The 25,027-nt window shown below is 35.3% G+C and carries 32 protein-coding genes; 29 read left to right on the top strand and 3 right to left on the bottom strand.

What is annotated here, in order from left to right; all coding sequences use genetic code 11:
• Positions 1-16: 16 nt before the first annotated feature.
• From rpsH to rpsI, 21 genes are all read left to right on the top strand, one after another.
• On the top strand, positions 17-412 hold the full coding sequence (gene rpsH / locus I0Q91_RS13195; RefSeq protein ID WP_270455114.1) for a 30S ribosomal protein S8: 396 nt from the start codon (positions 17-19) through the stop codon (positions 410-412).
• Positions 413-435: 23 nt separating this feature from the next.
• Positions 436-966 (top strand): 50S ribosomal protein L6, encoded by a 531-nt coding sequence (gene rplF, locus I0Q91_RS13200; RefSeq protein ID WP_270455117.1) that lies wholly within the window; start codon positions 436-438, stop codon positions 964-966.
• A 50-nt stretch (positions 967-1,016) separates the two neighbouring features.
• Positions 1,017-1,382, top strand: coding sequence for a 50S ribosomal protein L18 (gene rplR, locus I0Q91_RS13205; RefSeq protein ID WP_270455119.1), 366 nt, complete (start codon positions 1,017-1,019; stop codon positions 1,380-1,382).
• Positions 1,383-1,400: 18 nt separating this feature from the next.
• The gene (gene rpsE / locus I0Q91_RS13210) at positions 1,401-1,901 is read left to right on the top strand and encodes a 30S ribosomal protein S5 (RefSeq protein WP_270455121.1); all 501 of its coding nucleotides are present in this window, start codon (positions 1,401-1,403) and stop codon (positions 1,899-1,901) included.
• Positions 1,902-1,935: 34 nt separating this feature from the next.
• Positions 1,936-2,379 carry a 50S ribosomal protein L15 gene (rplO, locus tag I0Q91_RS13215; RefSeq protein ID WP_270455123.1) on the top strand — a complete coding sequence of 148 codons (444 nt, stop codon included), beginning with the start codon at positions 1,936-1,938 and terminating at the stop codon, positions 2,377-2,379.
• 1 nt (position 2,380) lies between these two features.
• Positions 2,381-3,658, top strand: a complete 1,278-nt coding sequence (gene secY, locus I0Q91_RS13220) for a preprotein translocase subunit SecY (protein ID WP_270455125.1) — start codon at positions 2,381-2,383, stop codon at positions 3,656-3,658.
• Positions 3,659-3,671: 13 nt separating this feature from the next.
• On the top strand, positions 3,672-4,325 hold the full coding sequence (locus tag I0Q91_RS13225; RefSeq protein WP_270455128.1) for an adenylate kinase: 654 nt from the start codon (positions 3,672-3,674) through the stop codon (positions 4,323-4,325).
• Positions 4,322-5,071, top strand: coding sequence for a type I methionyl aminopeptidase (map, locus tag I0Q91_RS13230; protein WP_270455129.1), 750 nt, complete (start codon positions 4,322-4,324; stop codon positions 5,069-5,071). Before I0Q91_RS13225 ends, map begins: the two co-directional genes overlap by 4 nt.
• A 190-nt stretch (positions 5,072-5,261) precedes the next feature.
• Positions 5,262-5,483 carry a translation initiation factor IF-1 gene (gene infA / locus I0Q91_RS13235; RefSeq protein ID WP_270455130.1) on the top strand — a complete coding sequence of 74 codons (222 nt, stop codon included), beginning with the start codon at positions 5,262-5,264 and terminating at the stop codon, positions 5,481-5,483.
• 37 nt (positions 5,484-5,520) lie between these two features.
• A complete protein-coding gene (gene rpmJ, locus I0Q91_RS13240) occupies positions 5,521-5,634 on the top strand; it encodes a 50S ribosomal protein L36 (RefSeq protein WP_270455131.1) in 114 nt (37 codons plus the stop codon).
• 24 nt (positions 5,635-5,658) lie between these two features.
• Positions 5,659-6,015, top strand: a complete 357-nt coding sequence (gene rpsM, locus I0Q91_RS13245) for a 30S ribosomal protein S13 (protein WP_270455132.1) — start codon at positions 5,659-5,661, stop codon at positions 6,013-6,015.
• 33 nt (positions 6,016-6,048) lie between these two features.
• A complete protein-coding gene (rpsK, locus tag I0Q91_RS13250; RefSeq protein ID WP_270455133.1) occupies positions 6,049-6,447 on the top strand; it encodes a 30S ribosomal protein S11 in 399 nt (132 codons plus the stop codon).
• Positions 6,448-6,477: 30 nt separating this feature from the next.
• Positions 6,478-7,104 (top strand): 30S ribosomal protein S4, encoded by a 627-nt coding sequence (rpsD, locus tag I0Q91_RS13255; RefSeq protein ID WP_270455134.1) that lies wholly within the window; start codon positions 6,478-6,480, stop codon positions 7,102-7,104.
• Positions 7,105-7,155: 51 nt separating this feature from the next.
• A complete protein-coding gene (locus I0Q91_RS13260; RefSeq protein WP_270455135.1) occupies positions 7,156-8,100 on the top strand; it encodes a DNA-directed RNA polymerase subunit alpha in 945 nt (314 codons plus the stop codon).
• Between the two features lie 15 nt (positions 8,101-8,115).
• Positions 8,116-8,457, top strand: a complete 342-nt coding sequence (gene rplQ / locus I0Q91_RS13265) for a 50S ribosomal protein L17 (RefSeq protein ID WP_270455136.1) — start codon at positions 8,116-8,118, stop codon at positions 8,455-8,457.
• Between the two features lie 30 nt (positions 8,458-8,487).
• The gene (locus I0Q91_RS13270; protein ID WP_270455137.1) at positions 8,488-9,303 is read left to right on the top strand and encodes an energy-coupling factor transporter ATPase; all 816 of its coding nucleotides are present in this window, start codon (positions 8,488-8,490) and stop codon (positions 9,301-9,303) included.
• Positions 9,297-10,172, top strand: a complete 876-nt coding sequence (locus I0Q91_RS13275; RefSeq protein ID WP_270455138.1) for an energy-coupling factor transporter ATPase — start codon at positions 9,297-9,299, stop codon at positions 10,170-10,172. Before I0Q91_RS13270 ends, I0Q91_RS13275 begins: the two co-directional genes overlap by 7 nt.
• On the top strand, positions 10,166-10,957 hold the full coding sequence (locus tag I0Q91_RS13280) for an energy-coupling factor transporter transmembrane component T family protein (RefSeq protein WP_270455139.1): 792 nt from the start codon (positions 10,166-10,168) through the stop codon (positions 10,955-10,957). Before I0Q91_RS13275 ends, I0Q91_RS13280 begins: the two co-directional genes overlap by 7 nt.
• An 18-nt stretch (positions 10,958-10,975) precedes the next feature.
• Positions 10,976-11,728: a tRNA pseudouridine(38-40) synthase TruA gene (gene truA / locus I0Q91_RS13285; RefSeq protein ID WP_270455140.1), complete on the top strand. Its 753-nt coding sequence runs from the start codon at positions 10,976-10,978 to the stop codon at positions 11,726-11,728.
• 27 nt (positions 11,729-11,755) lie between these two features.
• Positions 11,756-12,196, top strand: coding sequence for a 50S ribosomal protein L13 (gene rplM / locus I0Q91_RS13290; RefSeq protein ID WP_282550628.1), 441 nt, complete (start codon positions 11,756-11,758; stop codon positions 12,194-12,196).
• Between the two features lie 7 nt (positions 12,197-12,203).
• A complete protein-coding gene (rpsI, locus tag I0Q91_RS13295; protein WP_270455141.1) occupies positions 12,204-12,596 on the top strand; it encodes a 30S ribosomal protein S9 in 393 nt (130 codons plus the stop codon).
• A gap of 135 nt (positions 12,597-12,731) precedes the next feature.
• Here the strand turns inward: rpsI and opp4C are convergent, their stop codons facing one another.
• The 3 genes from opp4C to I0Q91_RS13310 all read right to left on the bottom strand — a co-directional run bounded on the left by opp4C (position 12,732) and on the right by I0Q91_RS13310 (position 16,365).
• Positions 12,732-13,628, bottom strand: coding sequence for an oligopeptide ABC transporter permease (opp4C, locus tag I0Q91_RS13300; protein WP_270455142.1), 897 nt, complete (start codon positions 13,626-13,628; stop codon positions 12,732-12,734).
• A 15-nt stretch (positions 13,629-13,643) separates the two neighbouring features.
• A complete protein-coding gene (locus I0Q91_RS13305) occupies positions 13,644-14,600 on the bottom strand; it encodes an ABC transporter permease (protein WP_270455144.1) in 957 nt (318 codons plus the stop codon).
• A gap of 121 nt (positions 14,601-14,721) precedes the next feature.
• A complete protein-coding gene (locus I0Q91_RS13310) occupies positions 14,722-16,365 on the bottom strand; it encodes a peptide-binding protein (protein ID WP_270455145.1) in 1,644 nt (547 codons plus the stop codon).
• 410 nt (positions 16,366-16,775) lie between these two features.
• Here I0Q91_RS13310 and I0Q91_RS13315 point away from each other — a divergent pair, with 410 nt between their 5' ends.
• From I0Q91_RS13315 to I0Q91_RS13350, 8 genes are all read left to right on the top strand, one after another.
• Positions 16,776-17,570, top strand: coding sequence for a class III extradiol dioxygenase subunit B-like domain-containing protein (locus I0Q91_RS13315; RefSeq protein ID WP_270455146.1), 795 nt, complete (start codon positions 16,776-16,778; stop codon positions 17,568-17,570).
• 39 nt (positions 17,571-17,609) lie between these two features.
• The gene (amrA, locus tag I0Q91_RS13320) at positions 17,610-18,170 is read left to right on the top strand and encodes an AmmeMemoRadiSam system protein A (RefSeq protein ID WP_270455147.1); all 561 of its coding nucleotides are present in this window, start codon (positions 17,610-17,612) and stop codon (positions 18,168-18,170) included.
• 5 nt (positions 18,171-18,175) lie between these two features.
• The gene (gene amrS, locus I0Q91_RS13325) at positions 18,176-19,126 is read left to right on the top strand and encodes an AmmeMemoRadiSam system radical SAM enzyme (protein WP_270455148.1); all 951 of its coding nucleotides are present in this window, start codon (positions 18,176-18,178) and stop codon (positions 19,124-19,126) included.
• 149 nt (positions 19,127-19,275) lie between these two features.
• Positions 19,276-20,619 carry a phosphoglucosamine mutase gene (glmM, locus tag I0Q91_RS13330; protein WP_270455150.1) on the top strand — a complete coding sequence of 448 codons (1,344 nt, stop codon included), beginning with the start codon at positions 19,276-19,278 and terminating at the stop codon, positions 20,617-20,619.
• 184 nt (positions 20,620-20,803) lie between these two features.
• Positions 20,804-22,627, top strand: coding sequence for a glutamine--fructose-6-phosphate transaminase (isomerizing) (gene glmS, locus I0Q91_RS13335; protein ID WP_270455151.1), 1,824 nt, complete (start codon positions 20,804-20,806; stop codon positions 22,625-22,627).
• Between the two features lie 11 nt (positions 22,628-22,638).
• Positions 22,639-23,013, top strand: a complete 375-nt coding sequence (gene acpS / locus I0Q91_RS13340; protein WP_270455152.1) for a holo-ACP synthase — start codon at positions 22,639-22,641, stop codon at positions 23,011-23,013.
• A gap of 4 nt (positions 23,014-23,017) precedes the next feature.
• A complete protein-coding gene (locus I0Q91_RS13345; RefSeq protein WP_270455153.1) occupies positions 23,018-24,553 on the top strand; it encodes an NAD(P)H-hydrate dehydratase in 1,536 nt (511 codons plus the stop codon).
• A gap of 14 nt (positions 24,554-24,567) precedes the next feature.
• Complete coding sequence (locus I0Q91_RS13350; protein ID WP_270455155.1) at positions 24,568-25,017, top strand: CBS domain-containing protein; 450 nt, start codon at positions 24,568-24,570, stop codon at positions 25,015-25,017.
• Positions 25,018-25,027 lie beyond the last annotated feature (10 nt).

Below are 25,027 nucleotides of genomic sequence, written 5' to 3' on the forward strand. Positions count from 1 at the left end.
AAAGGAGGTTTTCTTTATGAACACAGATCCTATTGCTGATATGTTAACCAGAGTTAGAAATGCAAATAATGCAGGTAAGAGTACTGTTAATATTCCTGCTTCTAATATAAAATTAGGTTTAGCTGAAATCTTAAAAGAAGAAGGCTTTGTTAATGATGTGAAAATGATTGAACGTTATCCTCAGAATGATATTAGAGTTTACTTGAAATATGGTGAGGATGACGAAAAAGTAATTACTGGTATCAAAAGAATTAGTAAGCCAGGATTAAGAGTTTATGTTAAAAAAGATGAAATTCCACAGGTCCTTGGTGGATTAGGATTAGCAATTTTGTCTACTTCTCATGGAGTTCTTTCAGATAAAGAAGCTCGTGAAAAGGGAGTAGGCGGAGAAGTTCTCTGTTACGTTTGGTAATATAATGCTAGGAGGTGAATAATATGTCCCGTATAGGTAAATTACCTGTTGAAATACCTGAAAAAGTTAAAGTTGATTTTGATGGTACAACCTTGAAAATTAATGGCCCTAAAGGTGAGTTGAGTAGGGATATTCATGAATTAATAGATTTGGAAATTAATGATGAAGAAATTATCATAAAAAGAAATGGAGAGTCAAAAGATGATCGTTCTCTTCATGGAATGACTAGAAGCCTTATTGAAGGAATGGTAACTGGAGTTGTTGAAGGGTACTCAAAGCAACTAGAGATGGTTGGAGTAGGTTATAATGCTTCAATGCAGGGTAAATCATTGAAAATTGAAGCTGGTTATTCCCATCCAGTAGTCATTGAGCCTTCAGAAAATATAGAGTTTGAAGTTGAAAAGAATAAAATTACAGTTAAAGGTATTGACAAGCAACAAGTAGGTAATGTTGCTGCTCAAGTAAGAGCTGTAAGAGAGCCAGAACCGTATAAGGGTAAGGGCATTAAATATATTGACGAAAGAATCAGAAGAAAAGAAGGAAAAACTGGTTAATATTATTAACTGGCTATGCTCAAAGTTGTTGAAGAAAGGAGTGAAATGTTATGAGTAAGTTGGATAAAAGATCTGCTAGGAAAAGAAGGCATAAAAGAATTAGAAATAAAATTACTGGGACACCTTCTAAACCAAGATTAGCAGTTAAACGCAGTCTTAAAAATATGCATGTTCAATTAATAGATGACTTAAGAGAGATCACTCTTGTTTCAGCGTCGAGTTTAGAACCAGCTATAAAAGATGAGGTTGCTTATGGTGGTAATAAAGAAGCAGCTAAACTGGTTGGGGAACTAGTTGCTGAAAGAGCACTTGAAGAAGGAATTGAGGAAGTTGTATTTGATAGAGCAGGATATAAATATCATGGTAGGGTGAAAGCCCTTGCAGATGCTGCAAGAGAAAATGGATTAAAGTTTTAAGGTGAAGGAGGCGAATTAATGAATAATATTGATCCAAATAAACTAAACCTGGAAGAAAGAGTTGTTGATATTAATAGAGTTTCTAAAGTTGTAAAGGGTGGACGGAGATTTAGCTTTACTGCTTTAGTTGTTGTAGGGAATCAGGATGGTTATGTTGGCGTTGGTTATGGAAAAGCTAATGAAGTTCCTGAAGCAATTAGAAAAGGAATTGACGATGCCAAAAAGAACCTTATTGAAGTTCCTTTAGTTGATAGGACAATACCGCATCAAATTAATGGTATTTTTGGTGCTGGAAATGTCTTATTAAAACCTGCAGCTCCTGGTACAGGAGTAATAGCTGGTGGACCAGTTAGAGCTGTTGTTGAACTAGCTGGAATTAATGATATTTTAACAAAATCACTTGGGACATCTAATCCAATCAATATGGTTAAAGCAGCAATTAATGGATTAGATAGACTAAAGAAGGTTGAAGATGTTGCAAAACTTAGAGGTAAAACTCCAGAAGAAATTACTGGCTAAATATACAGATATGTTAATAAGGAGGTGCTGGTAAATGAAATTGCATAATATTAAGCCGAAAGAAGGTTCAAAAAAGAAGAGACAGAGATGCGGTAGAGGTATTGGCTCTGGTAGAGGTTATACCAGTGGACGAGGAGCTAATGGCCAAAACAGTAGATCTGGAGGAGGAGTTAGGCTTACTTTTGAAGGTGGACAGACTCCTTTATTTAGAAAACTTCCTAAAAGAGGTTTTAATAATAAAAATAAAAAAGATTATACTATTTTAAATGTCTATCAATTAAATGCTTTTAAAGAAGGTACAGAGATTACTCCTGAATTATTAAAAGAAAGTGGATTTGTTAATAATATTGCTTCCAATGGTGTAAAGATTTTAGGAGATGGTGAATTAGATGTAAGTCTTACTGTTAAGGCCAATGCATTTACAGATTCAGCTATCGATAAAATTGAAGCCGCTGGTGGGAAGGCTGAGGTGATATAATTTGCTGAAGGCTCTCAGTAATGTCTTTAAAGTTGAAGAATTGAGAAATAAAGTTTTATTTGTTTTAGGTGTAATGGTTGTATATAGAATTGGTGCTCATATTCCAGTTCCTGGTGTAGATATTGCCAGAGTTCAAGAAATGTTATTTGGTGGAGGAGCTGGAGGTGCCGGGGGAGTTTTTGATTTCCTTGACTTATTTGCTGGTGGTGCTTTAAGTAACTTTTCAATATTTGCTATGAGTATAACACCATACATTACAGCATCAATTATATTACAATTATTGCAGGTTGTAATTCCGCGTTTAGAAGAATTAGCCCGTGAGGGTAGAGAAGGCAAGAAAAAGATTGCTCAATATACTAGATACTTGACTGTTGCACTTGCTTTGGTTCAAGGTTTTGGTATTACCACATATATAAGACAGTTTGGGGCAATTCCTAATCCTTCTATTTTTGATATAATAGTTATTGTTATAAGTCTTACTGCAGGTACTACGTTCTTAATGTGGTTAGGAGAGCAGGTAAATGAATATGGTATCGGTAACGGTATTTCAATATTAATTTTCACTTCCATTATTGCAAGATTCCCATCAGATATAATGGAAACCTGGTCATTGTTTAGAGCTGGTACAGTAACTGCATTCAATTTATTGATATTCCTTATTTTAGCTATAATTATTGTAGCTGGAATAATTTTTGTACAACAGGGCGAGAGAAGAATTCCTGTTCAATATTCAAAAAGAATAGTTGGTAGAAAAGTATATGGTGGGAGAAGCACTCATATTCCAATGAAAGTAAATCAGGCTGGAGTTATGCCAGTAATTTTCGCTTCTTCAGTGCTTTTATTTCCAGGAGTTATAGCTCAAATTCTTCCTTTCGGCTGGGCCGAAGGAATGGCTAATGTTATAAGACCTGGCTCTACATTATATATTGTTTTATATGGTTTACTAACTATGTTTTTCACTTATTTTTATACTGCTATTACATTTAATCCAGAAGAAGTGGCGGATAATATGAAAAAACATGGTGGTTTCATACCAGGTATAAGACCAGGAAGGTCGACTATTAAGTATTTAGATAAAATTTTAGTTAGAGTTACTTTAGTAGGAGCGCTTTTCCTGACTGCTGTTGCACTATTACCATTTGCCATGGAACCATTAACTGGAGTAAATATTGCTTTTGGAGGAACATCATTGCTGATTATGATTGGTGTAGCCTTACAGACTATGCAGCAAATAGAATCACATCTACTAATGCGTCATTATGATGGTTTTATGGAATAGGAGGTAAGCATAAATGAATTTAGTTTTTTTAGGGCTTCCAGGTGCAGGAAAAGGAACCCAGGCCAAAATACTAGCTAATAAATATGACATACCTCATATATCAACTGGAGATATATTTCGTAATGCGATAAAAAATGAGACTCCTTTAGGAGTAAAAGCTAAGGAATATATTGACTCTGGTGAACTGGTTCCAGATGAAGTTACTAATGGTATTGTAAAGGAAAGATTGCAAGATAAAGATTGTAATAAGGGTTTTATATTAGATGGTTATCCAAGAACCCTTGATCAAGTTGAAGCGTTAGATAGTAATCTGGATGACTTTAATAAAAAAATTGATCTAGTTATATATACCAAAGTTAGTGAGAGTGAACTAATTAAAAGACTGACTGGCAGAAGAATTTGTGAAGATTGTGGAGCAACTTATCATGTTGATTTCAAACCTCCTAAAGAAGAATCTATATGTGATGAATGTGGTGGTAAATTAATTCAACGAGATGATGATAAAGAAGAAACAGTTAAGAAAAGAATTAATGTAAATAAAAATAAGACTGAAAAGCTAATTAAATATTATGATGAAAAAAATATATTAATTGAGATTGATGCTGAAAAAGATATCGATGAAGTAACTAATGATATAGTTGACGTTATCGAGGAGAAAATTAGATGATAATAAGGAAATCTAAAAGAGAAATCGATATAATGTCAAAAGCTAATTCTATTGTTGCAGAAACCCATGAGTTTTTATCGGAAAAAATTGAGCCTGGTATCAGCACTTATGATTTAGATAAATTGGCGGAAGAGTTTATAGAAAATAAAGGTGGGAAACCTTCATTTAAAGGTTATAGAGGATATCCGGCGTCTGTTTGCTTATCCATTAACGATGAAGTTGTTCATGGAATACCATCTAAAACTAGAGTTTTAGAAAAAGGTATGATTTTAAGTGTTGATATAGGTGTATATTATAAAGGATTTCATGGAGATGCAGCTCGAACTTTTCCTGTTGGTAAGATTTCTCAGGAAGCTAAGTCTTTAATTGAAGTAACAAGAAAGGCTTTAGATAAGGGAATTGAAAATGCGATAATTGGCAATAGGCTTACAGATATATCTAATGCAGTTCAAATTCACGTAGAGAATGCAGGCTGTTCAGTTGTTAGAGATTACGTTGGGCACGGAATTGGGACTGATATGCATGAAGATCCGCAGATTCCTAATTTCGGACCTGCAGGCAGAGGCCCCCGATTAAAAGAAGGTATGACATTAGCAATTGAACCAATGGTTAATATAGGTCATTACAATGTTAAAACTAAAGATGATGGTTGGACAGTTGTTACTGAGGATGGAAGTCTGTCGGCTCACTGGGAAGATAGTATTGCTATAACTAAAGAAGGCCCGAAAATACTAAGTAGGCTATAAATTTGCTTTTACTTGCATTGATAATATGGTATAATATAGGGTAGCTTAAAAATGGAGAAATAATAAATTGAACTAGTTTAGTGATATTGTTGTGATCAATTAGGAATGATAGATATAGACTTATATGCTAATGGAATTTAATTGAAGATGAATTTAAATACCTTTAATTATAAAGGGGGGTAAAATATATATGTCTAAAGAAGATCCTATTGAAGTTGAAGGTACAGTAGTGGAACCTTTGCCAAATGCGATGTTTAGAGTTGAACTTGATAATGGGCATAAAGTTTTGGCACATGTTTCAGGTAAAATGAGAATGAATTATATTAGAATTTTACCTGGAGACAAAGTGACAGTAGAATTATCACCGTATGATCTATCACGTGGAAGAATAACTTATAGACATAAAGCATAATTCTATGTAATAAATGTTTTATGGAGGTGTTTTATAAATGAAAGTTAGACCATCTGTTAAACCGATTTGTGATAAATGTAAAGTTATTAGAAGAAACAAAAAAGTAATGGTAATTTGTGAAAATCCAAAGCACAAGCAGCGCCAGGGTTAATTCTTTAAATGGAGGTGTAAAAAAATGGCTAGAATAGAAGGTGTAGATTTACCTAAAAATAAAAGAGTAGAAATTGGCTTGACATATATTTTTGGTATAGGCCGCTCTAGATCTAATGATATTCTTGAAGCAGCAGGTGTTGATCCTGATACAAGGGTAAAAGACCTTACTGAAGCTGAAATAGCTAAATTAAGAAGCGAAATAGATGAATATGCTGTTGAAGGTGAGCTTAGAAGAGAAAGAAGAGCTGATATTAAAAGATTAAAAGATATAGGTTCTTATAGAGGCTTAAGGCATAGAAGAGGGCTTCCAGTTAGAGGTCAAAGAACAAGAACTAATGCTAGAACAAGGAAAGGTCCTGTAAAACCTATTAGAAAATAATTAAATTTTAGTACGAGGAGGGAATTATTTTAGATGGCTAAAGGTAAGAAAAAAACCAAAAGAAGAAAAAAGAAAAATAAAAAGTTTATAGAAAAAGGTCAGGCTTATATAAGATCGACATTTAATAATACTATTGTAAGTATAACTGACATGGACGGTAATGTTGTAGCCTGGTCCAGTGCCGGGAAAGCAGGATATAAAGGATCAAGGAAGAGTACTCCTTTTGCTGCACAAATAGCAGCAGAAAATGTTGCTGAAGAAGCTCAAGAAATGGGTTTAAAAGAATTACAGATTTTTGTTAAAGGACCTGGCTCAGGCAGAGAGTCTGCAATAAGAGCTATACAGTCTGCTGGAATAGAAGTAACTTTAATTAAAGATATTACACCTATTCCTCATAATGGCTGCAGGCCGCCGAAAAGAAGAAGAGTTTAATAATTCAATAAATAGGAGGTGCTAATATAAATGGCAAAATATACTGAAGCAAAATGTAAACATTGTCGTCGTGAAGGAGAAAAGCTATATTTAAAAGGAGAAAGGTGTTACTCTGAAAAATGTGCTTTTGAAAGAAGACCATATGCTCCTGGAGAACAGGGACAGGGTCGCAGAAAGCAATCAGAATATGGTAATCAGCTCAGAGAAAAACAAAAAGTTAGAAGAATGTATGGAATGATGGAAGATCAATTTAGAAGTACATTCTCAACAGCTGCCAGGCAAAAAGGTGTAACTGGCGAAAATTTCTTGCAGCTCTTAGAAACAAGGCTGGATAACACTGTATTTAGAATGGGTTTTGCTACATCCAGATCCCAGGCCAGACAATTAGTTCTACATGGTCATATATATGTGAATGGTAGTAGAGTTAATATAGCTTCATATCAGGTTGAAGAGGGAGATACTATTAGTGTAAAAGATGCTAGTAGAAAGAAAAATTTCATCAAAGATGTTTTAGAAACTAATGATGAATACAATGCTCCTGAATGGCTAAGTGTTAACATGGAAAAAGCAGAAGGTACTGTTGTTAGAATGCCTGAACGCGAGGATATTGAACATCCAATTAATGAGCAACTTATAGTTGAGTATTATTCACTTTAAGCTGAAGCTACCCTCAGCTGACAAGAATTGAGAGGAGGGTGTGATAATTAAATGATAGAGATTGAGAAACCTAAAATAAATAAATTAGAGGCAGATAGAAATTTCGGGAGCTTTGAAATCAGTCCTCTAGAAAGAGGATATGGAACAACATTAGGAAATTCTATTAGAAGAATATTGTTATCATCGCTTCCAGGAGCAGCGATCACCTCAGTGAAGATTGAGGGGGCCAAGCATGAATACACTGCTATACCTGGAGTAGTTGAAGATGTCACTGATATTATATTGAATTTAAAAGGTGTCGTTTTAAAATATAATGGTGAAGAGCAAGCTAGCATAAGATTGGATGTCAGTGATAAAACAGATGTTGTTGCAGGTGATTTTCAGGTTTCTGGAGATATTGAGATAGTTAATAAAGACCATAAAATTGCTACTTTAGCTCCAGAAGGCAGCATGCAACTTGAAGCAACAGTTGAAAAAGGTCGAGGATATGTTACTGCTGAAGAAAACAAAGAAAAATTTGATAATGTTATAGGTTTAATACCTATAGATTCTTCATTTAGTCCAATCGAGCGAGCAAATTTTAAAGTAGAAGATATTAGAGTTGGTCAGGTCACTGATTATGATAGACTCTTACTGGATGTTCATACTAATGGAAGTATTAGTCCTGAAGAAGCTATTAGTTTATCTGCTAGAATAATGATAGAACATTTAGAACTTTTTCTTGACTTAGATTCTGACCTGGAAAATGTTGAGATTATGGTTGAAAAAGAAGAGGAAGAGAAAAATCAGATCTATGATACGACAGTAGAAGAATTAGAACTATCAGTTAGATCTTCTAATTGTTTAAAAAGAGCAGGTATTAATACTGTTGGAGAATTAGTAAGTAAAACTGAAGATGACTTAATGAAAGTAAGGAATTTAGGTAAAAAATCATTACAGGAAATTAAAGATAAATTACATGATATTGATTTATCATTAAAACAACCTAATGAGTAAAGGTGGTGTTTACTAATGCCTAGAAGAAAACTTGGAAAGACAAGTTCACATAGGAAAGCAATGTTTCGTAATATGTTAACTGACTTTTTTAGAAATGAAAGGATTGAAACAAGTCTTGCAAAAGCCAAAGAACTACGTCCTTTAGCTGAAAAGTTAATTACAATTTCAAAAGATAATAGTGTTCAGTCAAGAAGAAAAGTTGCTAAAAAAATTAATGATAAAGAAGTTATAACTAAATTATTTGATGAGATTGGCCCTCGATTTGCTGATAGACCAGGAGGATATACCAGAATTATAAAAATGTATCCTCGTAGAGGAGATGCATCTGATAGAGCCCTAATAGAATTAGTTGAATAAATTTAGTGGCATAATGAAGTGGGTGTAAAAATGAGCCTGATCGAAATTAAAGATGTAGATTTTTTATATAGAGAGCAGGAAGATAAAGCTCTATCAGGTGTGAACTTATCAATTGAAAAAGGTGAATTTATCTCAATTATTGGTTCCAATGGTTCTGGGAAATCAACATTAGCTAAATTGCTTAATGTCTTATTAGTTCCAACTGAAGGTCAGGTGTTCGTAGATGGATTTAATTCATCTGATCCAGAAAATGTCTGGAAGATAAGACAAAAAGTTGGTATGGTTTTTCAAAATCCAGATAATCAGTTGGTTGCAACAACTGTTGAAGATGATGTTGCTTTTGGGCCAGAAAACCTGGCTTTACCCTCAGACCAGATAAGGGAACGAGTGGATAAATCCCTTGAAATGGTTGGTATGGGTGGTTATCAAAGCCATCCTCCCCATGAACTTTCAGGTGGACAAAAGCAACGAATAGCAATTGCTGGAATAATAGCAATGCTACCTGATTGTATAGTTCTTGATGAGCCAACAGCTATGCTTGATCCCATGGGACGCAAAGAGGTTTTAAAAACAATTAAATATCTTAATGAAGAAGAAGGTATTACAGTAATATTGATCACTCATTTTATGGAAGAAACAATATTCTCTGATAGAATAGTTGTTATGAATGGTGGAGAAATCAAAGATATTGATAAACCTTCGAAAATATTTCAGAATATAGATCTTATTAAGAGTGCTGGTTTAGATGTTCCTGTGGCAGTTCAGCTGGCTAATGAATTGAGAAGCTCAGGATTGCAAATACCTGAAGTAATGGATATAGAGGAATTGGTGACTGCATTATGTTAGTTGAATTAAAAGACATTACCCATGTGTATAACCAATATAATCCGACAGTAGCACTTAAAGATATAAATTTATCTATTTCGGAGCAGGAATTCATTGGTCTGATAGGTCATACTGGCTCAGGAAAATCAACATTAGTTCAACTATTAAATGGTTTAATAGAACCCACTTCAGGAACTGTTTTATATAACAATGAAGATATCTTTTCTGATAAGAAGAGGCTTAAATTTATCAGGCAAAAAGTTGGTTTAGTTTTTCAATATCCAGAACATCAACTATTTGAGGAAAGTATATATGAGGATGTTGCTTTTGGTCCTAAAAATTTAGGGTTAAAAAAAGAAGAAATAAAAAACAGGGTTAAAGAATCTCTAGAATTGGTTGGACTTGATTATGAAAAATTCAAGGATAGATCTCCATTTAATCTCAGTGGTGGTCAGCAAAGAAGAGTTGCAATAGCAGGTGTTCTGGCTTTGAAACCAGAAATTTTAATTCTGGATGAACCATCTGCAGGCTTAGATCCTAATGGGAGAAATAATTTATTAGAACTACTTAAATATCTGCACCAGGATATTAATATTACAATTATTTTAATTTCTCACAGGATGGAAGAAATTGCAAAGCTTGCCACCAGGGTAATCGTTATGGATGAAGGTAGAATTGTTTTAGATGGAAGTCCAGCGGAAGTATTCAGTGAAGAAAAAAGATTGCGGGAATTAGATTTAGATTTACCTGCTGTTACCTCTATACTTCATAAGCTAAATTCTAAGGGAGTATCAGTCAGGACAGATATATTTGATGTAATCGAAGCTAAAGATGAAATAATCAGTAAATTGCAGGAGAAGAATATCCCTGAGGAGAAAAGATCATGTTAAAAGATATTACTATAGGTCAATATATTCCTGGTGATTCTTTTATTCATAAACTGGATGCAAGAATTAAGATAATAATAACCATAATTATGATAACAGTACTCTTTTTAATTGATTCATTTATTGGATTTGGTTTGTTTCTTCTTTTTGTAATAGCTATCATGATGATTTCTAAACTGCCAGTTAAAAGGGTATTAAATGGTTTAAAGCCTGTCTTCTTTTTAATTATAATTACGTTATTTCTTCATATGTTTTTAACAAGAGGTGGAGAAGTTTTATGGGAATGGGGATTTTTAAGGATTGAAGAAGAAGGATTATTTACCGGTTTATTTATGGTCGGTAGAATTCTTTTATTAATAATGTTCACCTCATTGCTTACTTTAACAACATCCCCTTTACAATTAACAGATGGAATAGAATATCTTTTAAAACCCCTGGCAAGATTTGGGGTACCAGCTGGTGAATTAGCCATGATGATGACAATTGCTTTAAGGTTTATTCCAACTTTAATGGAAGAAGCTGAAAAGATAATGAAAGCCCAGAAAGCAAGGGGAGCAGATTTTGAAAGTGGAAATATTATTGAAAGAGCTAAAAGTTTAGTCCCTTTATTAGTTCCATTGTTTATAAGTGCCTTTAGAAGAGCTGATGAACTTGCATTAGCAATGGAATCAAGGTGTTATCAGGGGGGAACAAATAGAACTCGCTTAAATGAGTTAGAGTTAAGAAGATCAGATATCTATGCATTAATTGGTGTTTTAATCATTGCTGTTTTATTAAGTTTTAGATGATTTTTTGGAGGATCCTTAATGAGGAATGTTAAAATTATAGTTTCTTATGATGGCTCAAATTACAGTGGCTGGCAGAGACAAAAAAATACTAGAGAAACTATTCAGGAAAAATTAGAAGATGTATTAAGTAAATTTCATAAAGAACCAGGTAAAATTTATGGTGCTAGCAGAACAGATGCTGGAGTCCATGCGAAGGGTCAGGTTTTTAATTTTGATTTAAAGGTTGATATCCCACTAAATAGATTGCCCCAGGCCTTTAATAGTGAATTGCCTAATGATATAGTATGTTTGGATGCAGAATATATAAGTGATGAATTTCATTCTCGCTATGATGCTGAAGCTAAAAAGTATATTTACCGGATAGACAATAATTTATATAGAGATGTCTTTATGCGTAAATATGCTTATCATATATATATGGATTTAGATCTTACAGCTATGTCTAGATCGATAGAATGTTTAATAGGGAAACATGATTTTTCTGCTTTTCGAGCAAAGGGTTGTAGGAGCAAAGAACCGGTTAAAAATATTTATAAGGCAGAGTTTTATGAAGAATCTCATAATATTTATGCTTTAGAAATTATTGGTTCAGGATTTTTATATAATATGATGCGGATAATTGCTGGAACTGTTATAGAAATTGGAAAAAAGAAGAGACGTTATGACGATATGAAGAAAGTTCTTAAATCAAAATGCAGGAATAACGCTGGGTTTACTGCTCCAGCCAAAGGTTTAACTTTAAAAGAAATTTATTATCCAATTAACGGGTAATAATGATACAAGGAGGGAAATTATATAATGAAAACTTATAGTGCTAAAGAATCTGAGATAAATAGAAACTGGTATATAGTTGACGCTACTGATCAAACATTAGGCCGATTGGCCTCAGAAGTTGCTCAGTTATTAAGGGGAAAACATAAACCAGAATTTACTCCCCATATTGATACTGGTGATTATGTAATTGTAGTTAATGCTGAAAATATTAATTTGACTGGTGATAAATGGGATCAGAAAATTCATTACAGTCACTCTAATTACCCAGGTGGAATTAAAGAGGTAACCTATAGAGAATTAAAAAAGAAAGATCCTGAATTCATAATAGAGAAAGCTGTTAAAGGTATGCTCCCAAGTAATAAGCTTGGAAAAAGAATTGGCAAGAAGTTAAAGGTTTATAAAGGAACTGAGCATCCACATAAAGCTCAAAATCCAGAAAAATTAGATTTAAGTGAAAGGAGGTAGTTATTAGATGGCTGATGTACAATATCGTGGTACAGGTAGAAGAAAGACAGCAACAGCTAGAGTAAGATTAATGCCAGGTAATGGCGATATGATTGTTAATGGAACTGATATAGAAGATTACTTTCATAGAAAGTCTTTGATTCAAGATATTCAATCACCTCTTGAAGTTACAAAGCAGCTTGGAAGTTTAGATTTAGTTGCTAGTGTAAATGGAGGTGGTCTTTCTGGACAGGCAGGGGCTGTTAGACATGGGATTGCAAGAGCATTGCTTGAAGTTGATCAAGAGTTTAGAAAGCCTTTAAAGAAAGCTGGTTATTTAACAAGAGATTCAAGAATGAAGGAGAGAAAGAAGCCTGGACTCAAAAAGGCAAGAAAAGCTCCTCAGTTCTCAAAAAGATAAAATTTTCGTCAATTTATTTATTTACCCTTCTCAATACGAGGAGGGTTTTTTGTTTATAAAAAAAATGCCTGGATAAATGATATCATTTAGATATCAAATACCCAGACATTTTATTTTATGGATTTAGATTTTTTATTATCTAGTCAGTTTTGGATCAAGGGCATCACGGAGACCATCACCCATAAAGTTGATTGAAAGCACTGTAATTATTATCATGAAACCAGGTGGCATCCAGAACCATGGCCTGGATTCTAATATAACCAGGTTACGGGCTTCATTAAGCATATTACCCCAGCTAGGCATAGGAGGCTGAATTCCCAGTCCTAAATAGCTCAATCCAGCTTCTGATAAGATTGCTGCAGCAACTGCTAGAGTAGCATTAACAATGATTGGAGCAAAAGTATTTGGTAAGAGGTGTTTAAACATTATTCTAGAATCATCTGCTCCTGAAGCTCTGGAAGCATGAATAAACTCTCTTTCCCTTAGAGCCAGGACTTCACCTCGAACAAGTCGAGCAACTCCTGTCCAGCTTAAAATACCGATAATAGCCATTAATCTATATAGACCTGGACCCCAGATTGAAGCTATAACGATTGCCAGGATTAAGAATGGCACACTTCTGACAATATCAATTAATCTTGAAATTAAAGTATCAACTAAACCTCCAAAATATCCTGCCATTAAACCTAAAGTTGTTCCAATAAAAACAGAAATACTCATAGAAACAAGACCAACAGTAATACTTACCCTGGCACCATATAACATTCTAGACATAATACAGCGGCCAACACGGTCAGTTCCTAAAGGAAAGTCGCCGCCAGGTGCCTGATTTGCCTGAAGTATATTTGTTGAATATGGGCTATTTGGGGCTAATTGAGGTGCAAAGATAGCGACTAAAGCAATAATAATTAATATAAATAAGCCCATCATTCCTAATTTATTTTTTTTGAACTGCCTCCAGGCAACCTGCCAGGGAGACTCAATCTTTTTATCTATAACCTTATGTTTTTCTTTGTTTTTAGTTTTTGCCAATTAGATAACCTCCTTTTAGTCATATTTAATTCTTGGGTCAACTATTACATAAAACATATCAGCTATTAAATTTCCAAAGAATACAAGGATGGCGAAAATAACTGTTGTAGCCATCATGACAGTATAATTTCTCTGCCAGACAGCTCGAATAGATAATCGCCCAATTCCTGGCCATGAAAATACTTCTTCAATGATTACAGCTCCTGAGAATAGCAATGGAACCTGTAAACCTAAAATAGTAATAACTGGAATAAGTGCATTTCTAAGGGCATGCTTATAAACAACGACTCTCTCTTTTACACCTTTTGCTCTGGCTGTTCTTACATAGTCCTCTTTGATAACCTCTAACATACTGGAACGCATATAACGGGTCAAACTAGCTGCTCTGGCATAACCAAGTGCTATGACAGGTAGAATTGCATGATGCAAATGGGTCCAGACAGTTGTTGTGGCAGCTGTTGGGTCCTGAAAACCTCCGGTTGGCATTAAATCTAATTGTAATGCAAAAACATATAGGAGTATTAAACCAAAAAAGAAACTTGGTATTGAAACTCCGAAAAATGCAAATAAGGTGGCTGCGTAGTCGAAAACTGAATACTGTTTTGTAGCTGACAGTATCCCAATTGGTATAGATATTATAAAACTAAGAATCATTGCACCTAAGGTTAAGTAAATTGTAGGCATTATTCTAACTCTAATTAAGTTTGCGACTGGTTGTCGAGATGAGTCCATTGAATAACCAAAATCACCTCTAACAAAATCACCTAACCAGCTGGCATATCTAACCATTAATGGATCGTCTAATCCCATTGCTGCGTAACGTTGTTCTAAATCTTCCCTTGAAATTGAAGGATCTTCAAGTCTGGCAATTGGGTCACCAGGAGCCATATTGATTATTATAAATACTACCAGGGACACAATTAAAATAACTGGCACCCCCTGGAGTAATCTTCGAAATAAATATTGGTGCATGGTCTTCCTCCTTTAAAGTATTATTGAGATAAACTGTTCTTTAACATTAGAGTAGATGGGGCATATGCCCCATCTACTATTTGAATTTGCATTTATTCAATTTTAATAGTTAATTACTGGATTATCTATAATGTTTAGGAATCCAGATATTTTGAATCTCACTATGGCCTCTACCAAATGGACTGACAACACCAGGATCTGGTAAATAGCCACGGACTCTATCATTCATTGTATGGAGATAGATATCTGCATACATTGGGATATAAGGCATATCTTCATTCCAGATCTGCTGGAATTCAATATAATATTCACGGCGCTCTACCTGGTCTAGAGTTTGACGTGCGTTTTCAATTAACTCGTCTGCTCTTTCGTTTGACCAGTTAGTTCTATTCCAATCGCCTTCACTGTGCCATACTGAGTAAGGATCAGGATCAGCACCGAAACTCCAACCCATGAACCAGGTACTTAATTCACCATCATCAATCTGATCAGTCATAGTATTGAATTCTAATCTTTCAATACTGACATCAAAACCGATTTCATTTAAATTGTCCTGGGCAAGGGCCATTAACTGGTCGATAAATTCTGAACCAGATGAAGCTGTCATAGTAAACTCTAATAATTCTCCATCTCTTTCATAAACACCATCGTTGTTCATTTCCCAGCCATCTTCTTCTAGAATTTCTTGAGCTCTATCAGGATCATATTCATATGGGTTTAGATCGTCTGTGTAGGCCCAGCTAGCCTGAGATATAGGTGAGTTAGAGACAATACCTAATCCATTCATAACGACATCAATAAAGCCCTGTCTATTAATACCATGGGCCATAGCCTGACGGACTGCCTGATCAGCAACTGGAGTGTCAGCTTCAACATTAATACCGATATAACCAAAACCATCTCTTGTTGACTGGTGAATAGTTATATTATCCATCTCAGTAAATCTGTCAAAGTTTTCTCCTGGAGGGTTGGCATAGTCAACTTCGCCACGTTCGATCATCATAACTAGAGCTTGATCGTCAACATAGCGGATAACTATTTCATCAAGGTATGGACGGCCAGTTCTGAAATCTTCAAAATAGCTCATTCTAGTGAACTCATCATCACTATATTCATCAAACTTGAATGGACCAGAACCGATAGGATTCTGATTAAATTCTGCACCTCTTAATTCAGAAACTTCATACTCTCCTAAAATATGCTCAGGAACGATTCCGAAAATAGTAGTCTGAACTAAGAAAGGAGCATAAAGACTGCGGAGCTCGATTTCAATGGTATGGTCATCGATTACACGGATACCTGGGACTTCATCGGTTTCGCCAGCGCGGAACTCTTCAGCGCCGTCGATTTCCATGAAGTTAGATGCTCTTACACCATCATAATCTGGATGCATAAAGGTTTTGAAAGTAAATTCTACATCATGGGCAGTTACAGGTTCTCCATCATGGAATTTAGCTCTTTCATCTAGATAAAATGTATAAGTCAGGTCGTCTCTTTCCCAGTCCATTGCAAGAGCTGGAATTGGATTACCCTGGGGATCGATTTTGTTTAATGGTTCAAAAACCATATCGTTAACCTGGGCATCATAGGTTGTTTCAGAAAATAGTGGGTTGAACATACCTTCTGGTGACTGGGTTTCAGCCATTACTAAAGTTCCGCCATAAGTGTATTCATGGATTATCTCTTCTGGAGTTCTTTCCTCTGCAGCTGCTGTAAATGAAAATGCTAGGACTAATGCTAATGTTATAACTAAAATTTTTCTCATCTAAATTTTCTCCTCCTCATTTAGTTAAGTTAATATTATTGCTTTTTGTGCCTGTGACCAATAAATCACTGCTTAACCAATAAAACAGAAGTTTTTTCACCTCCTTATTATAATAATGAAAATTGTGCGACAATAAAAGTGCTGAGAAAATTACACCCAGCTCCTGTATAATATATTCTATTTTAAAAAGCAAAATCCTTTAAAATAGCTAAAATTATTTTGTGTAAGTAAAAAAAATCACTATATTATTAAAATATTAACTGAAAGTATGCAGGAAGTGTTGCACTTTCATAGAATTAAATAAATAGCAAGATGGTTTACTGTTAATACTATTATACCTTATATTTGTTCCGCTGGCAAATATTATTAGAGAAATATTAATAATAATTAATTAAAAAGGAGGGTTTTAAATGCCTGAAGGTTTATTATTGCCCCATCCGCCAATTATAGTTCCTGAAGTTGGTGGTAAAAGGAGAGAAGAGGCTGCAAAAACAATTTCAGCTTTTGAAGAGGCCGTTGAAGAATTATTAAAAGAGGAGATTGATTTAATAATTTCTGTTGGACCCCATGGCGAAATTGATTGGAATCAGGTAACAGTAGATCAGGCAGAGACTTTAAAGGGAGATTTAAGCAGATTTAATGCCAGAGATGTTAGTTTAGAGCTAGAATCTGCTAATGAATTTGCAGAAAAACTTATTAAAGCTTTTGAAGTCAGGGCTGAATATGATGTAAAGGGGATTAAAAGTGGAAATATTGATCATGGTATAATGGTTCCAGCATATTTTCTAAATAAGGCTGGACTGGCAAAGGATATTCCCTGGTTGAAAATAAATATTGCATTCTGGCAGGCTGATAAGTTATATGAGTTCGGTAAAATTGTTATGGAAGAGGCCAGCAAGAATTATGAAAATCCTAAAGTGATTATTAGTGGAGATCTGTCCCATAAAATCAATCATGATTCTCCAGCCGGGTATTCACCGGCAGGAAGTAAGTTTGATCAAAGGTTAGTGAATGATTTAAAGACAGCCAATTTAAGCAGCTTATTAAATTATGACGAGAGTTTTTTAGAGGAAGCAGGAGAATGTGGATACAGGCCATTAATGGTTGGACTTGGCTTGCTGGATGGACGCTGGAATAAGATAGAAGTTAAATCATATGAAGCTCCTTATGGAGTTGGGTATGCAGTCGCTGGATTTTATAGGTAAAGTCTGACATAATAATATAGTAGAGGTGATGGTCAGGTTATGGCTGAAGATAAGATGAAAACTAAAGATAAATTGAAATTAGGGTTTGATCCTGTTAAGTTGGCCAGGGAAAGTTTAAGAAACTCTCTATCAGGCGATGAGATATCTATTGAAAAGCCTGAGGATTTGGAGTTAAGAGCAGGATGTTTTGTTTCACTAAAAACTAAAGCAGGTAATTCATTGAGAGGCTGTATTGGCACTATAGAACCTACCAGAGAGGATATCTATGAAGAGATAATCTGTAATGCATATAATGCTGCTTTCTGTGATCCCCGTTTTCCTGAGTTGAAAGAAGAGGAATTAAATAATATAATTATTTCTGTTGATATTATGATGCCAGCAGAGATTGTTGATGGTATGGAAGAGCTTGATCATGAAAAATTTGGTGTGATTCTTGAGCGAGGCAATAAAAGAGGCCTGTTATTACCGGATCTGGAAGGTGTTGATACAGTCAAAGATCAGATTTCAATAGCGGCCAGAAAAGCAGGGATAAGTTATAATAAAATATTTGCTGATGGGACAAATATATATCGATTTGAAGTAATCCGTTATAAGGAGTAAAAAATATGGATAAAAAAGTTCAGTGTAATATCTGTCCTCATAATTGCAATTTGAGAGAAGGTCAGAAAGGTATCTGTATGGCCAGGGAGAATAGAGATGGCGAGATTGAACCTTTAAATTATGGTGAGGTTGCCTCTATGTCAGTTGATCCGATCGAAAAGAAACCATTATTTCATTTTAAGCCTGGAACTAAAATACTTTCGATTGGCACCTGGGGCTGTAATATGAAATGTGGGTTCTGTCAGAACTGGCAGTTAAGCCAGCAGAAAGTTCCGACCAGATATTATGAACCTGAGGAGATTCTTGATGAGATTGCTAAAAGAGGCTTATCAAGCCTGGCTTTTACCTATTCAGAACCGATAATCTGGTATGAATATGTATATGATACGGCTCGCTTAATGAAAGATAATAAGATTGATACGGTAATGGTCAGTAATGGCTTTATTAATCAAGGGCCTTTACTGGAACTGCTGCCCTATATTGATGGTTTTAATATTGACCTTAAGGCAATTGATGATGATTTTTATAGAGATGAATGTAATGGCCGGCTGGAGCCGGTAAAAAATACAATCATAAAGATTGCTGAATCAGATGCCCATCTTGAAATAACCAATTTAGTAATCAGGGATAAGAATGATAGTATTGATGCCCTGGAAGATTTAATAGATTTTATCAGTTCAGTTGATAGAGAGATTCCATTACATCTTTCAAGATATTACCCGGCCTATAAATATGAAATAGAGGCAACAGATATCAAGTTATTAAAGACTGCCTATGATTTAGCCAGTAAGAAGTTAGATTATGTTTATTTAGGCAATATCAGAGAGATGGATTACCGGAAGACGATCTGTCCAGGTTGTGGCAGGGTAATTATTGATAGAGATTACAGGATTAAATCAAATATTGAAAATGGTAAATGTGGATACTGTGATCATAAAATTAAAGGATACTTTTAAGTTATAGAAGTATAGATAATCAAAGTATAAATAATAAATATATATAAATCATAAGATATAAGATATAAGATATAAGATATAAGATATAAGATATAAGATAAATGATAATGATTGGAATATTTAAATACAAGAACAGGAGTTGATTATTTTTGGGAAAGTTATTTGGAACTGATGGAGTTAGAGGAGTTGCTAATCTGGAGTTGACACCTGAGCTGGCCTTTAAGATTGGTGAGGCGGCTGCAGATATTTTATTAGAGGAGTATGATAATAGCGAAAATAAAATTATATTAGGCAGGGATACAAGGGTCTCTGGGGATATGCTGGCTGCAGCAGTAATTGCCGGTGTGAATTCAGCAGGTGTGGATATAATTGATCTGGATATTGTCCCGACCCCGGCTGTATCTTATTTGACCGGCAAAAATGAAGTGATTGGAGGAATAATGATTTCAGCCTCCCATAATCCTATTGAAGATAATGGAATTAAAGTTTTTGGTGGAGATGGCTGTAAAATTTCTGAAGATGTAGAAATAAAGATTGAGGAGTCAATGGCAGCCCCAACAGAACCAGATAGCAGGCCAACCCACGATAAAGTTGGCCAGGTTATTGATGACAGGGAGTTGGTCAATGATTATATTAATAATGTAATTTCTTCAGTTAGAGATGATTTATCTGGATTGGAAGTGGTTTTAGATTGTGGTCATGGAGCTGGGTATAAGATTGGGCCGGAAATTTTAAACAAGCTAGGAGTAACTGATTTAATAGCTATTAATGACAGTGGGAAAGGGAGTATGATCAATGTTAACTGTGGTTCAACAGATACCTCAGGTCTTATTGAAAAGGTAAAGGAGACTGGCGCTGATCTTGGGATTGCTTTAGATGGCGATGCTGATCGAGCTATTTTAGTCGATGAAAAGGGGAATATAGCTGATGGAGATAAAATTATGTATCTTTCAGCTCTATCGATGCAGGAGAATGGCAGTCTAAAGAAGAATAAGATTGTGACGACTAAATATAGTAATTTAGGTCTTGATGAATCATTATCAAAATATGGAATTGAGGTTTTAAAGGTTAAGAATGGAGATAAATATGTTCTAGAGGGCTTAAAAGCCAATAACCTTAATTTGGGAGGTGAGAAATCTGGGCATATAATTTATTTAGATTATAATACAAGTGGAGATGGAATATTGACAGCAGTGCAGATCATGGATTTTGTCAGTCAGAAAGGTAAGAACTTAGATGAATTGTTAGAAGGATATCAGGAATGGCCTCAATTACTGGAAAATGTAAGGGTTCAAAATAAGGACTGGGAAGATAACCAGGCTATAAATGAGGTGATAGCAGAAGCTGATAAAGATGTTGATCCAGGCAGGATTTTTGTTAGGGCATCAGGAACAGAACCTGTAATTAGGGTTATGCTAGAAGGAAAAGAACTTGAGTTGTTGGAAAAATGGAGAGACAAACTGGCGGCTGTAATTGGAGAAGAATTGAATTAAAGCGCCTGATCCTGTTATTTATTAGGACGACGAGGTTGGGGATTATCGAATTATTCGGCGGATGTCCCCAGGTCAACCTGTCTGGCCTTAAGTCTGGCAATAAAAACTAAAGGTAACTTTAGGTACAAATTGTTAGACAGACACTTGAAAAAATACTGATAATGAGTGGAGGATATAGATATATATGTGTGGAATTGTTGGTTATACAGGTAATAATAATGCAGCAGAGATTTTAGTTAATGGACTTAAGAATCTGGAATATAGAGGTTATGATTCAGCAGGAATTGCAGTGTTAAATGAGCATAAATTAGATCTATACAAAAGCAAAGGTTCTTTAAATAAACTTGAAGAAAAGCTAGATAATAATGGCAAGATACTTGCTGGTACCGGGATAGGTCATACCCGCTGGGCTACTCACGGGGTGCCTTCTGATTATAATTCTCACCCCCATTCAGATTGTAATGGGAAGATAACTATTGTTCATAATGGGATAATAGAGAATTATCAGGATTTAAAAGAAGATTTATTTGCTAAAGGCCATAAATTTGATTCAAGAACTGACAGTGAAGTTGTTGCCCATCTGTTAGAAGATTTTTATGACGGTGATATGGTCCAGGCACTGATAGAAGTTGATAAATTACTTGAAGGTTCTTATGCGATTGTAGCTATCTCAGATGATGAGCCAGAAACAATTTATGGACTAAAAAAAGATAGTCCACTGGTGGCTGGAATTGGCAATCAGGAGAATTATCTGGCTTCAGATATTCCAGCACTTTTATCGAAGACTAAAGATTTTTATATCTTTGAAGATGATGAGATTGCAAAGGTAAATAGAGATAGAATAGAGTTCTATAATCTTCAAGGCGAACTTCTTGAAAAAGATTTATTTGAAGCTGACTGGGATGCTGATATGGTGGATAAACAGGGTTACGATCATTTTATGCTTAAAGAGATAAATGAACAGCCTGATGTTGCTCGAAGAATAATGGCTGATAGGTTTACTGAATCTGATATAGATCTCGGTGATATTGAAGAGATTCTTGCTGGTGATTATAAGAAGGTAATGATTACAGCCTGTGGTACAGCCTATCATTCAGGTTTAATCGGGAGATTTTTAATAGAGGAATTTGCTGATATTCCTGTTGAAGTCGAGGTCGCCAGTGAGCTTAGATATAAGAAAAATTTTATCGATAAGAATACTTTGATGATAGTGGTTAGTCAATCTGGTGAGACAGCTGATACGCTGGCAGCTTTAAGGCTTGCTAAAGAAAAGGGAGCCAGGGTTGTGGCTCTAACTAATTCGATTGGAAGTAGTGTTGACAGGGAGTCTGATGCAAGTTTTCAGCTGATGGCCGGACCGGAGATATCTGTGGCTTCGACTAAGGCTTATGTTGCAATGGTTTTAGTATTTTATCTCTTATCATTAAAACTTGGCAAATTAAATGATAATATTTCAGAGGCCAGGTTAAAAGAGTTGATAGATGATTTAAAGAGGCTGCCCTATAGAATTCAGGAGACAATTTCAGAATTTGCTGAGATTTCAAAAGAAATTGCAGAAGCAATTAAAGAGTACAGGAGTGTATTCTTTATTGGAAGGAATATCGATTATGCCCTGGCCCTTGAAGGTGCATTAAAATTAAAGGAGATCTCTTATATACATGCTGAAGCCCATCCGGCAGGAGAGCTCAAACATGGATCTCTGGCATTGATTGAAGATGGAGTGCCAGTATTTGCCATTACAACCAGGGAGAAAGTTGCAAAGAAAACTCTGTCTAATATTGAAGAGGTGATGGCCAGAGGAGGACAGGTAAATCTGATTACAGCTAAAAATATTGAGTATGATAAAATAGAAGTAGACAATAAGCTGGTTTTACCTGAAATAGATAATATCTGGTCTTCTGTGCTGGCAGCTATTCCTCTCCAGCTTATCTCTTATTATACTGCTTTAGAATTAGGCAGGAATATTGATAAACCAAGGAATTTAGCTAAAAGCGTTACTGTAGAGTAGGGGGCTCTTTAATGATTAAGGGACATGGTGTCGATATCATTAAGGTAAATAGAGTTGAAAGAATGTTAAATAGATTTGGCCAGCGTTTTAAAGTCAGAATCTATACAGAAGAAGAGATTAATTATTGTATGACTGCCTCAAATAAAATTGAATCCTTTGCAGCCAGACTGGCTGCAAAGGAGGCAGTCTATAAAGTTTTAAGCAGTGAACTTGAAACTTTATGCTGGCAGGAAATTTCAGTCATGATGGAGAACAGGATTCCGACTGTCTTTTTGAAGGGGTATGCTAAAGAGGCGGCTGAAGAGATTGGAATTGAAACCTGGTATTTAAGTTTGAGCCACGAGAGGGATTATGCAGTGGCTTCAGTTATAGCTGAGGGAGGTTGATAAGTTGTTAGTATTAAGGTCAACTGAGATGGCTGCTGTAGATAAAGAAGCGATAGAATTAGGATATCCAGAAATTATTTTGATGGAAACAGCTGGCAGGTCTGTTGCCAGAGAGATTGATACTTTAGATGAGCTTGATAATCAGTCAGATATATATTTTTTAATAGGTGGCGGAAATAATGGAGGAGATGGCCTTGTTGCTGCCCGTTATTTAAAGGAATGGGGTTACAAAAATTTAAAAGTTTTTTTATTAAAGCCTGGAGAAAACCTGTCAGGGATTAATAGGGATAACTATAATATCTGCAGGTTGCAGGATGTTGAGATGGAAGTTATTGACTCGGAGAAGTTAAATGAGTTTAGAAAAATTTTAAATAATGCTGATATTATAATAGATGGACTCCTGGGTACTGGAATTACCGGAGATGCTAGAGGATTAGCAGCTGATTTGATAGGGATAGTTAATGATATTTCTGTAAATGTACTGGCGATAGATATACCCTCTGGTTTATCTCTTGATTTTAAGAGCGAGACAGTAATTAGAGCTGATCTGACTGTCACACTGGCCGATTTAAAAATTGCCCAGGCAGTTTATCCAGGCAGGTATTACTGTGGAGAGATTATCATAGCAGATATTGGTATGCCGGCAAAGGCATATCGTAAGATCAGGCCAGATTACTTTATGCTTTCCAACCAGGAAGCAGCAAGGTTTTTGCCCTATAGAACTGAGACCGGTCATAAAGGAACCTTTGGCAAAGTCTTGATAATTGGGGGATCTGCTGGGATGGCAGGTTCTGTTAGCCTGGCTGGAGAGGCTGCCCTGAAGATGGGTGCGGGAATGGTAACAATAGCTCTTCCTGCTGCGATTGAGCATGATGTTAATAGCCATTCCAGAGAAATAATTACAGAAGCACTGCCAGATGAAAATGGTAAAATATCTCTTAAAGCACTGGATAAAATTATTAATATTAGCAATAAAATGGATTTAGTGATCTTAGGTCCTGGTTTAGGACAGGGAAAAGAAATAGCTGAATTAGTTGAAAATTTATTGAAAAAGCTTAAACCACCAATTATACTAGATGCAGATGGAATTAATACAGTCAGGGATTTAGAACAGTTAGATAAGAGTCAGAAGAAAATTTTATTAACTCCCCATCCTGGTGAAATGGCCAGATTATATGATACGACTATTCCGGAGATTCTGGAAAATAGATTTGATTATATTAAAGATTTTGTTGAAAAAACCGGTCAGGCTATAATCTTAAAGGGGGCAGATAGTTTGATTGGTCTGTCTGAAGGAGAGATTTTTATTAATCCAACAGGTAATGATGGTATGGCTACAGCAGGAAGTGGAGATGTGCTGGCTGGAATTGCTGGTGGTTTGGTTGCCCAGGGTTTAGATCTTGAAAAGGCCGGGATTGTAGCTTCTTTTATTCATGGCCGTGCAGGTGATTTAGCTGCTGAAGATAAGAATAGATATTCACTAGTTGCTGGAGATTTAATTGTGTATCTGGCCGAGGCTATTAATTCTATTATAAAATGAATGGAGTGATATTAATGAAAACTGCTAAAGATATTATGACTGAGGAAGTTATAACTATTGAACCAGAAACCAGTGTGGAAGAGGCAGCAGAATTGATGAGTCAGTATAATGTAAGTGGTCTGCCTGTATTAGAAAATGGTAAATTAACCGGGATAGTTACAGAAAAAGATCTGATTGTTAAAGATAAAAAGCTCCATTTTCCTGAATATATTAATCTGATCGGTGGAATTATTTATCTTGAGAGTTATAAGAAATTTCAGGAAGAGTTCAAGAAATATATCGCCGTTAAAGTTAAAGATTTAATGACTAAACAGGTCGAGACTATTAGTCCAGATACCCCTGTTAGTGAAATAGCTGATTTAATGAGCAAGGAAGAGGTTAATAGATTACCGGTACTAGATGGTGATGAATTAGTTGGAATTGTAACCAGGGGAGATTTAATCAAAAATATGTCGAAGAAGTAATTTGGAGGTA

It is taken from the genome of Halonatronomonas betaini (genome assembly GCF_015666175.1).
Classification (GTDB): domain Bacteria; phylum Bacillota; class Halanaerobiia; order Halanaerobiales; family Halarsenatibacteraceae; genus Halonatronomonas; species Halonatronomonas betaini.

What these genes read in the sequence shown, in the direction of transcription:
- rpsH (WP_270455114.1), top strand. Translation starts at nt 17, where the DNA reads ATGAACACAGATCCTATTGCTGATATGTTAACCAGAGTTAGAAATGCA.
- rplF (WP_270455117.1), top strand. Translation starts at nt 436, where the DNA reads ATGTCCCGTATAGGTAAATTACCTGTTGAAATACCTGAAAAAGTTAAA.
- rplR (WP_270455119.1), top strand. Translation starts at nt 1,017, where the DNA reads ATGAGTAAGTTGGATAAAAGATCTGCTAGGAAAAGAAGGCATAAAAGA.
- rpsE (WP_270455121.1), top strand. Translation starts at nt 1,401, where the DNA reads ATGAATAATATTGATCCAAATAAACTAAACCTGGAAGAAAGAGTTGTT.
- rplO (WP_270455123.1), top strand. Translation starts at nt 1,936, where the DNA reads ATGAAATTGCATAATATTAAGCCGAAAGAAGGTTCAAAAAAGAAGAGA.
- I0Q91_RS13225 (WP_270455128.1), top strand. Translation starts at nt 3,672, where the DNA reads ATGAATTTAGTTTTTTTAGGGCTTCCAGGTGCAGGAAAAGGAACCCAG.
- map (WP_270455129.1), top strand. Translation starts at nt 4,322, where the DNA reads ATGATAATAAGGAAATCTAAAAGAGAAATCGATATAATGTCAAAAGCT.
- infA (WP_270455130.1), top strand. Translation starts at nt 5,262, where the DNA reads ATGTCTAAAGAAGATCCTATTGAAGTTGAAGGTACAGTAGTGGAACCT.
- rpmJ (WP_270455131.1), top strand. Translation starts at nt 5,521, where the DNA reads ATGAAAGTTAGACCATCTGTTAAACCGATTTGTGATAAATGTAAAGTT.
- rpsM (WP_270455132.1), top strand. Translation starts at nt 5,659, where the DNA reads ATGGCTAGAATAGAAGGTGTAGATTTACCTAAAAATAAAAGAGTAGAA.
- rpsK (WP_270455133.1), top strand. Translation starts at nt 6,049, where the DNA reads ATGGCTAAAGGTAAGAAAAAAACCAAAAGAAGAAAAAAGAAAAATAAA.
- rpsD (WP_270455134.1), top strand. Translation starts at nt 6,478, where the DNA reads ATGGCAAAATATACTGAAGCAAAATGTAAACATTGTCGTCGTGAAGGA.
- I0Q91_RS13260 (WP_270455135.1), top strand. Translation starts at nt 7,156, where the DNA reads ATGATAGAGATTGAGAAACCTAAAATAAATAAATTAGAGGCAGATAGA.
- rplQ (WP_270455136.1), top strand. Translation starts at nt 8,116, where the DNA reads ATGCCTAGAAGAAAACTTGGAAAGACAAGTTCACATAGGAAAGCAATG.
- I0Q91_RS13270 (WP_270455137.1), top strand. Translation starts at nt 8,488, where the DNA reads ATGAGCCTGATCGAAATTAAAGATGTAGATTTTTTATATAGAGAGCAG.
- I0Q91_RS13275 (WP_270455138.1), top strand. Translation starts at nt 9,297, where the DNA reads ATGTTAGTTGAATTAAAAGACATTACCCATGTGTATAACCAATATAAT.
- I0Q91_RS13280 (WP_270455139.1), top strand. Translation starts at nt 10,166, where the DNA reads ATGTTAAAAGATATTACTATAGGTCAATATATTCCTGGTGATTCTTTT.
- truA (WP_270455140.1), top strand. Translation starts at nt 10,976, where the DNA reads ATGAGGAATGTTAAAATTATAGTTTCTTATGATGGCTCAAATTACAGT.
- rplM (WP_282550628.1), top strand. Translation starts at nt 11,756, where the DNA reads ATGAAAACTTATAGTGCTAAAGAATCTGAGATAAATAGAAACTGGTAT.
- rpsI (WP_270455141.1), top strand. Translation starts at nt 12,204, where the DNA reads ATGGCTGATGTACAATATCGTGGTACAGGTAGAAGAAAGACAGCAACA.
- I0Q91_RS13305 (WP_270455144.1), bottom strand. Translation starts at nt 14,600, where the DNA reads ATGCACCAATATTTATTTCGAAGATTACTCCAGGGGGTGCCAGTTATT.
- I0Q91_RS13310 (WP_270455145.1), bottom strand. Translation starts at nt 16,365, where the DNA reads ATGAGAAAAATTTTAGTTATAACATTAGCATTAGTCCTAGCATTTTCA.
- I0Q91_RS13315 (WP_270455146.1), top strand. Translation starts at nt 16,776, where the DNA reads ATGCCTGAAGGTTTATTATTGCCCCATCCGCCAATTATAGTTCCTGAA.
- amrA (WP_270455147.1), top strand. Translation starts at nt 17,610, where the DNA reads ATGGCTGAAGATAAGATGAAAACTAAAGATAAATTGAAATTAGGGTTT.
- amrS (WP_270455148.1), top strand. Translation starts at nt 18,176, where the DNA reads ATGGATAAAAAAGTTCAGTGTAATATCTGTCCTCATAATTGCAATTTG.
- glmS (WP_270455151.1), top strand. Translation starts at nt 20,804, where the DNA reads ATGTGTGGAATTGTTGGTTATACAGGTAATAATAATGCAGCAGAGATT.
- acpS (WP_270455152.1), top strand. Translation starts at nt 22,639, where the DNA reads ATGATTAAGGGACATGGTGTCGATATCATTAAGGTAAATAGAGTTGAA.
- I0Q91_RS13350 (WP_270455155.1), top strand. Translation starts at nt 24,568, where the DNA reads ATGAAAACTGCTAAAGATATTATGACTGAGGAAGTTATAACTATTGAA.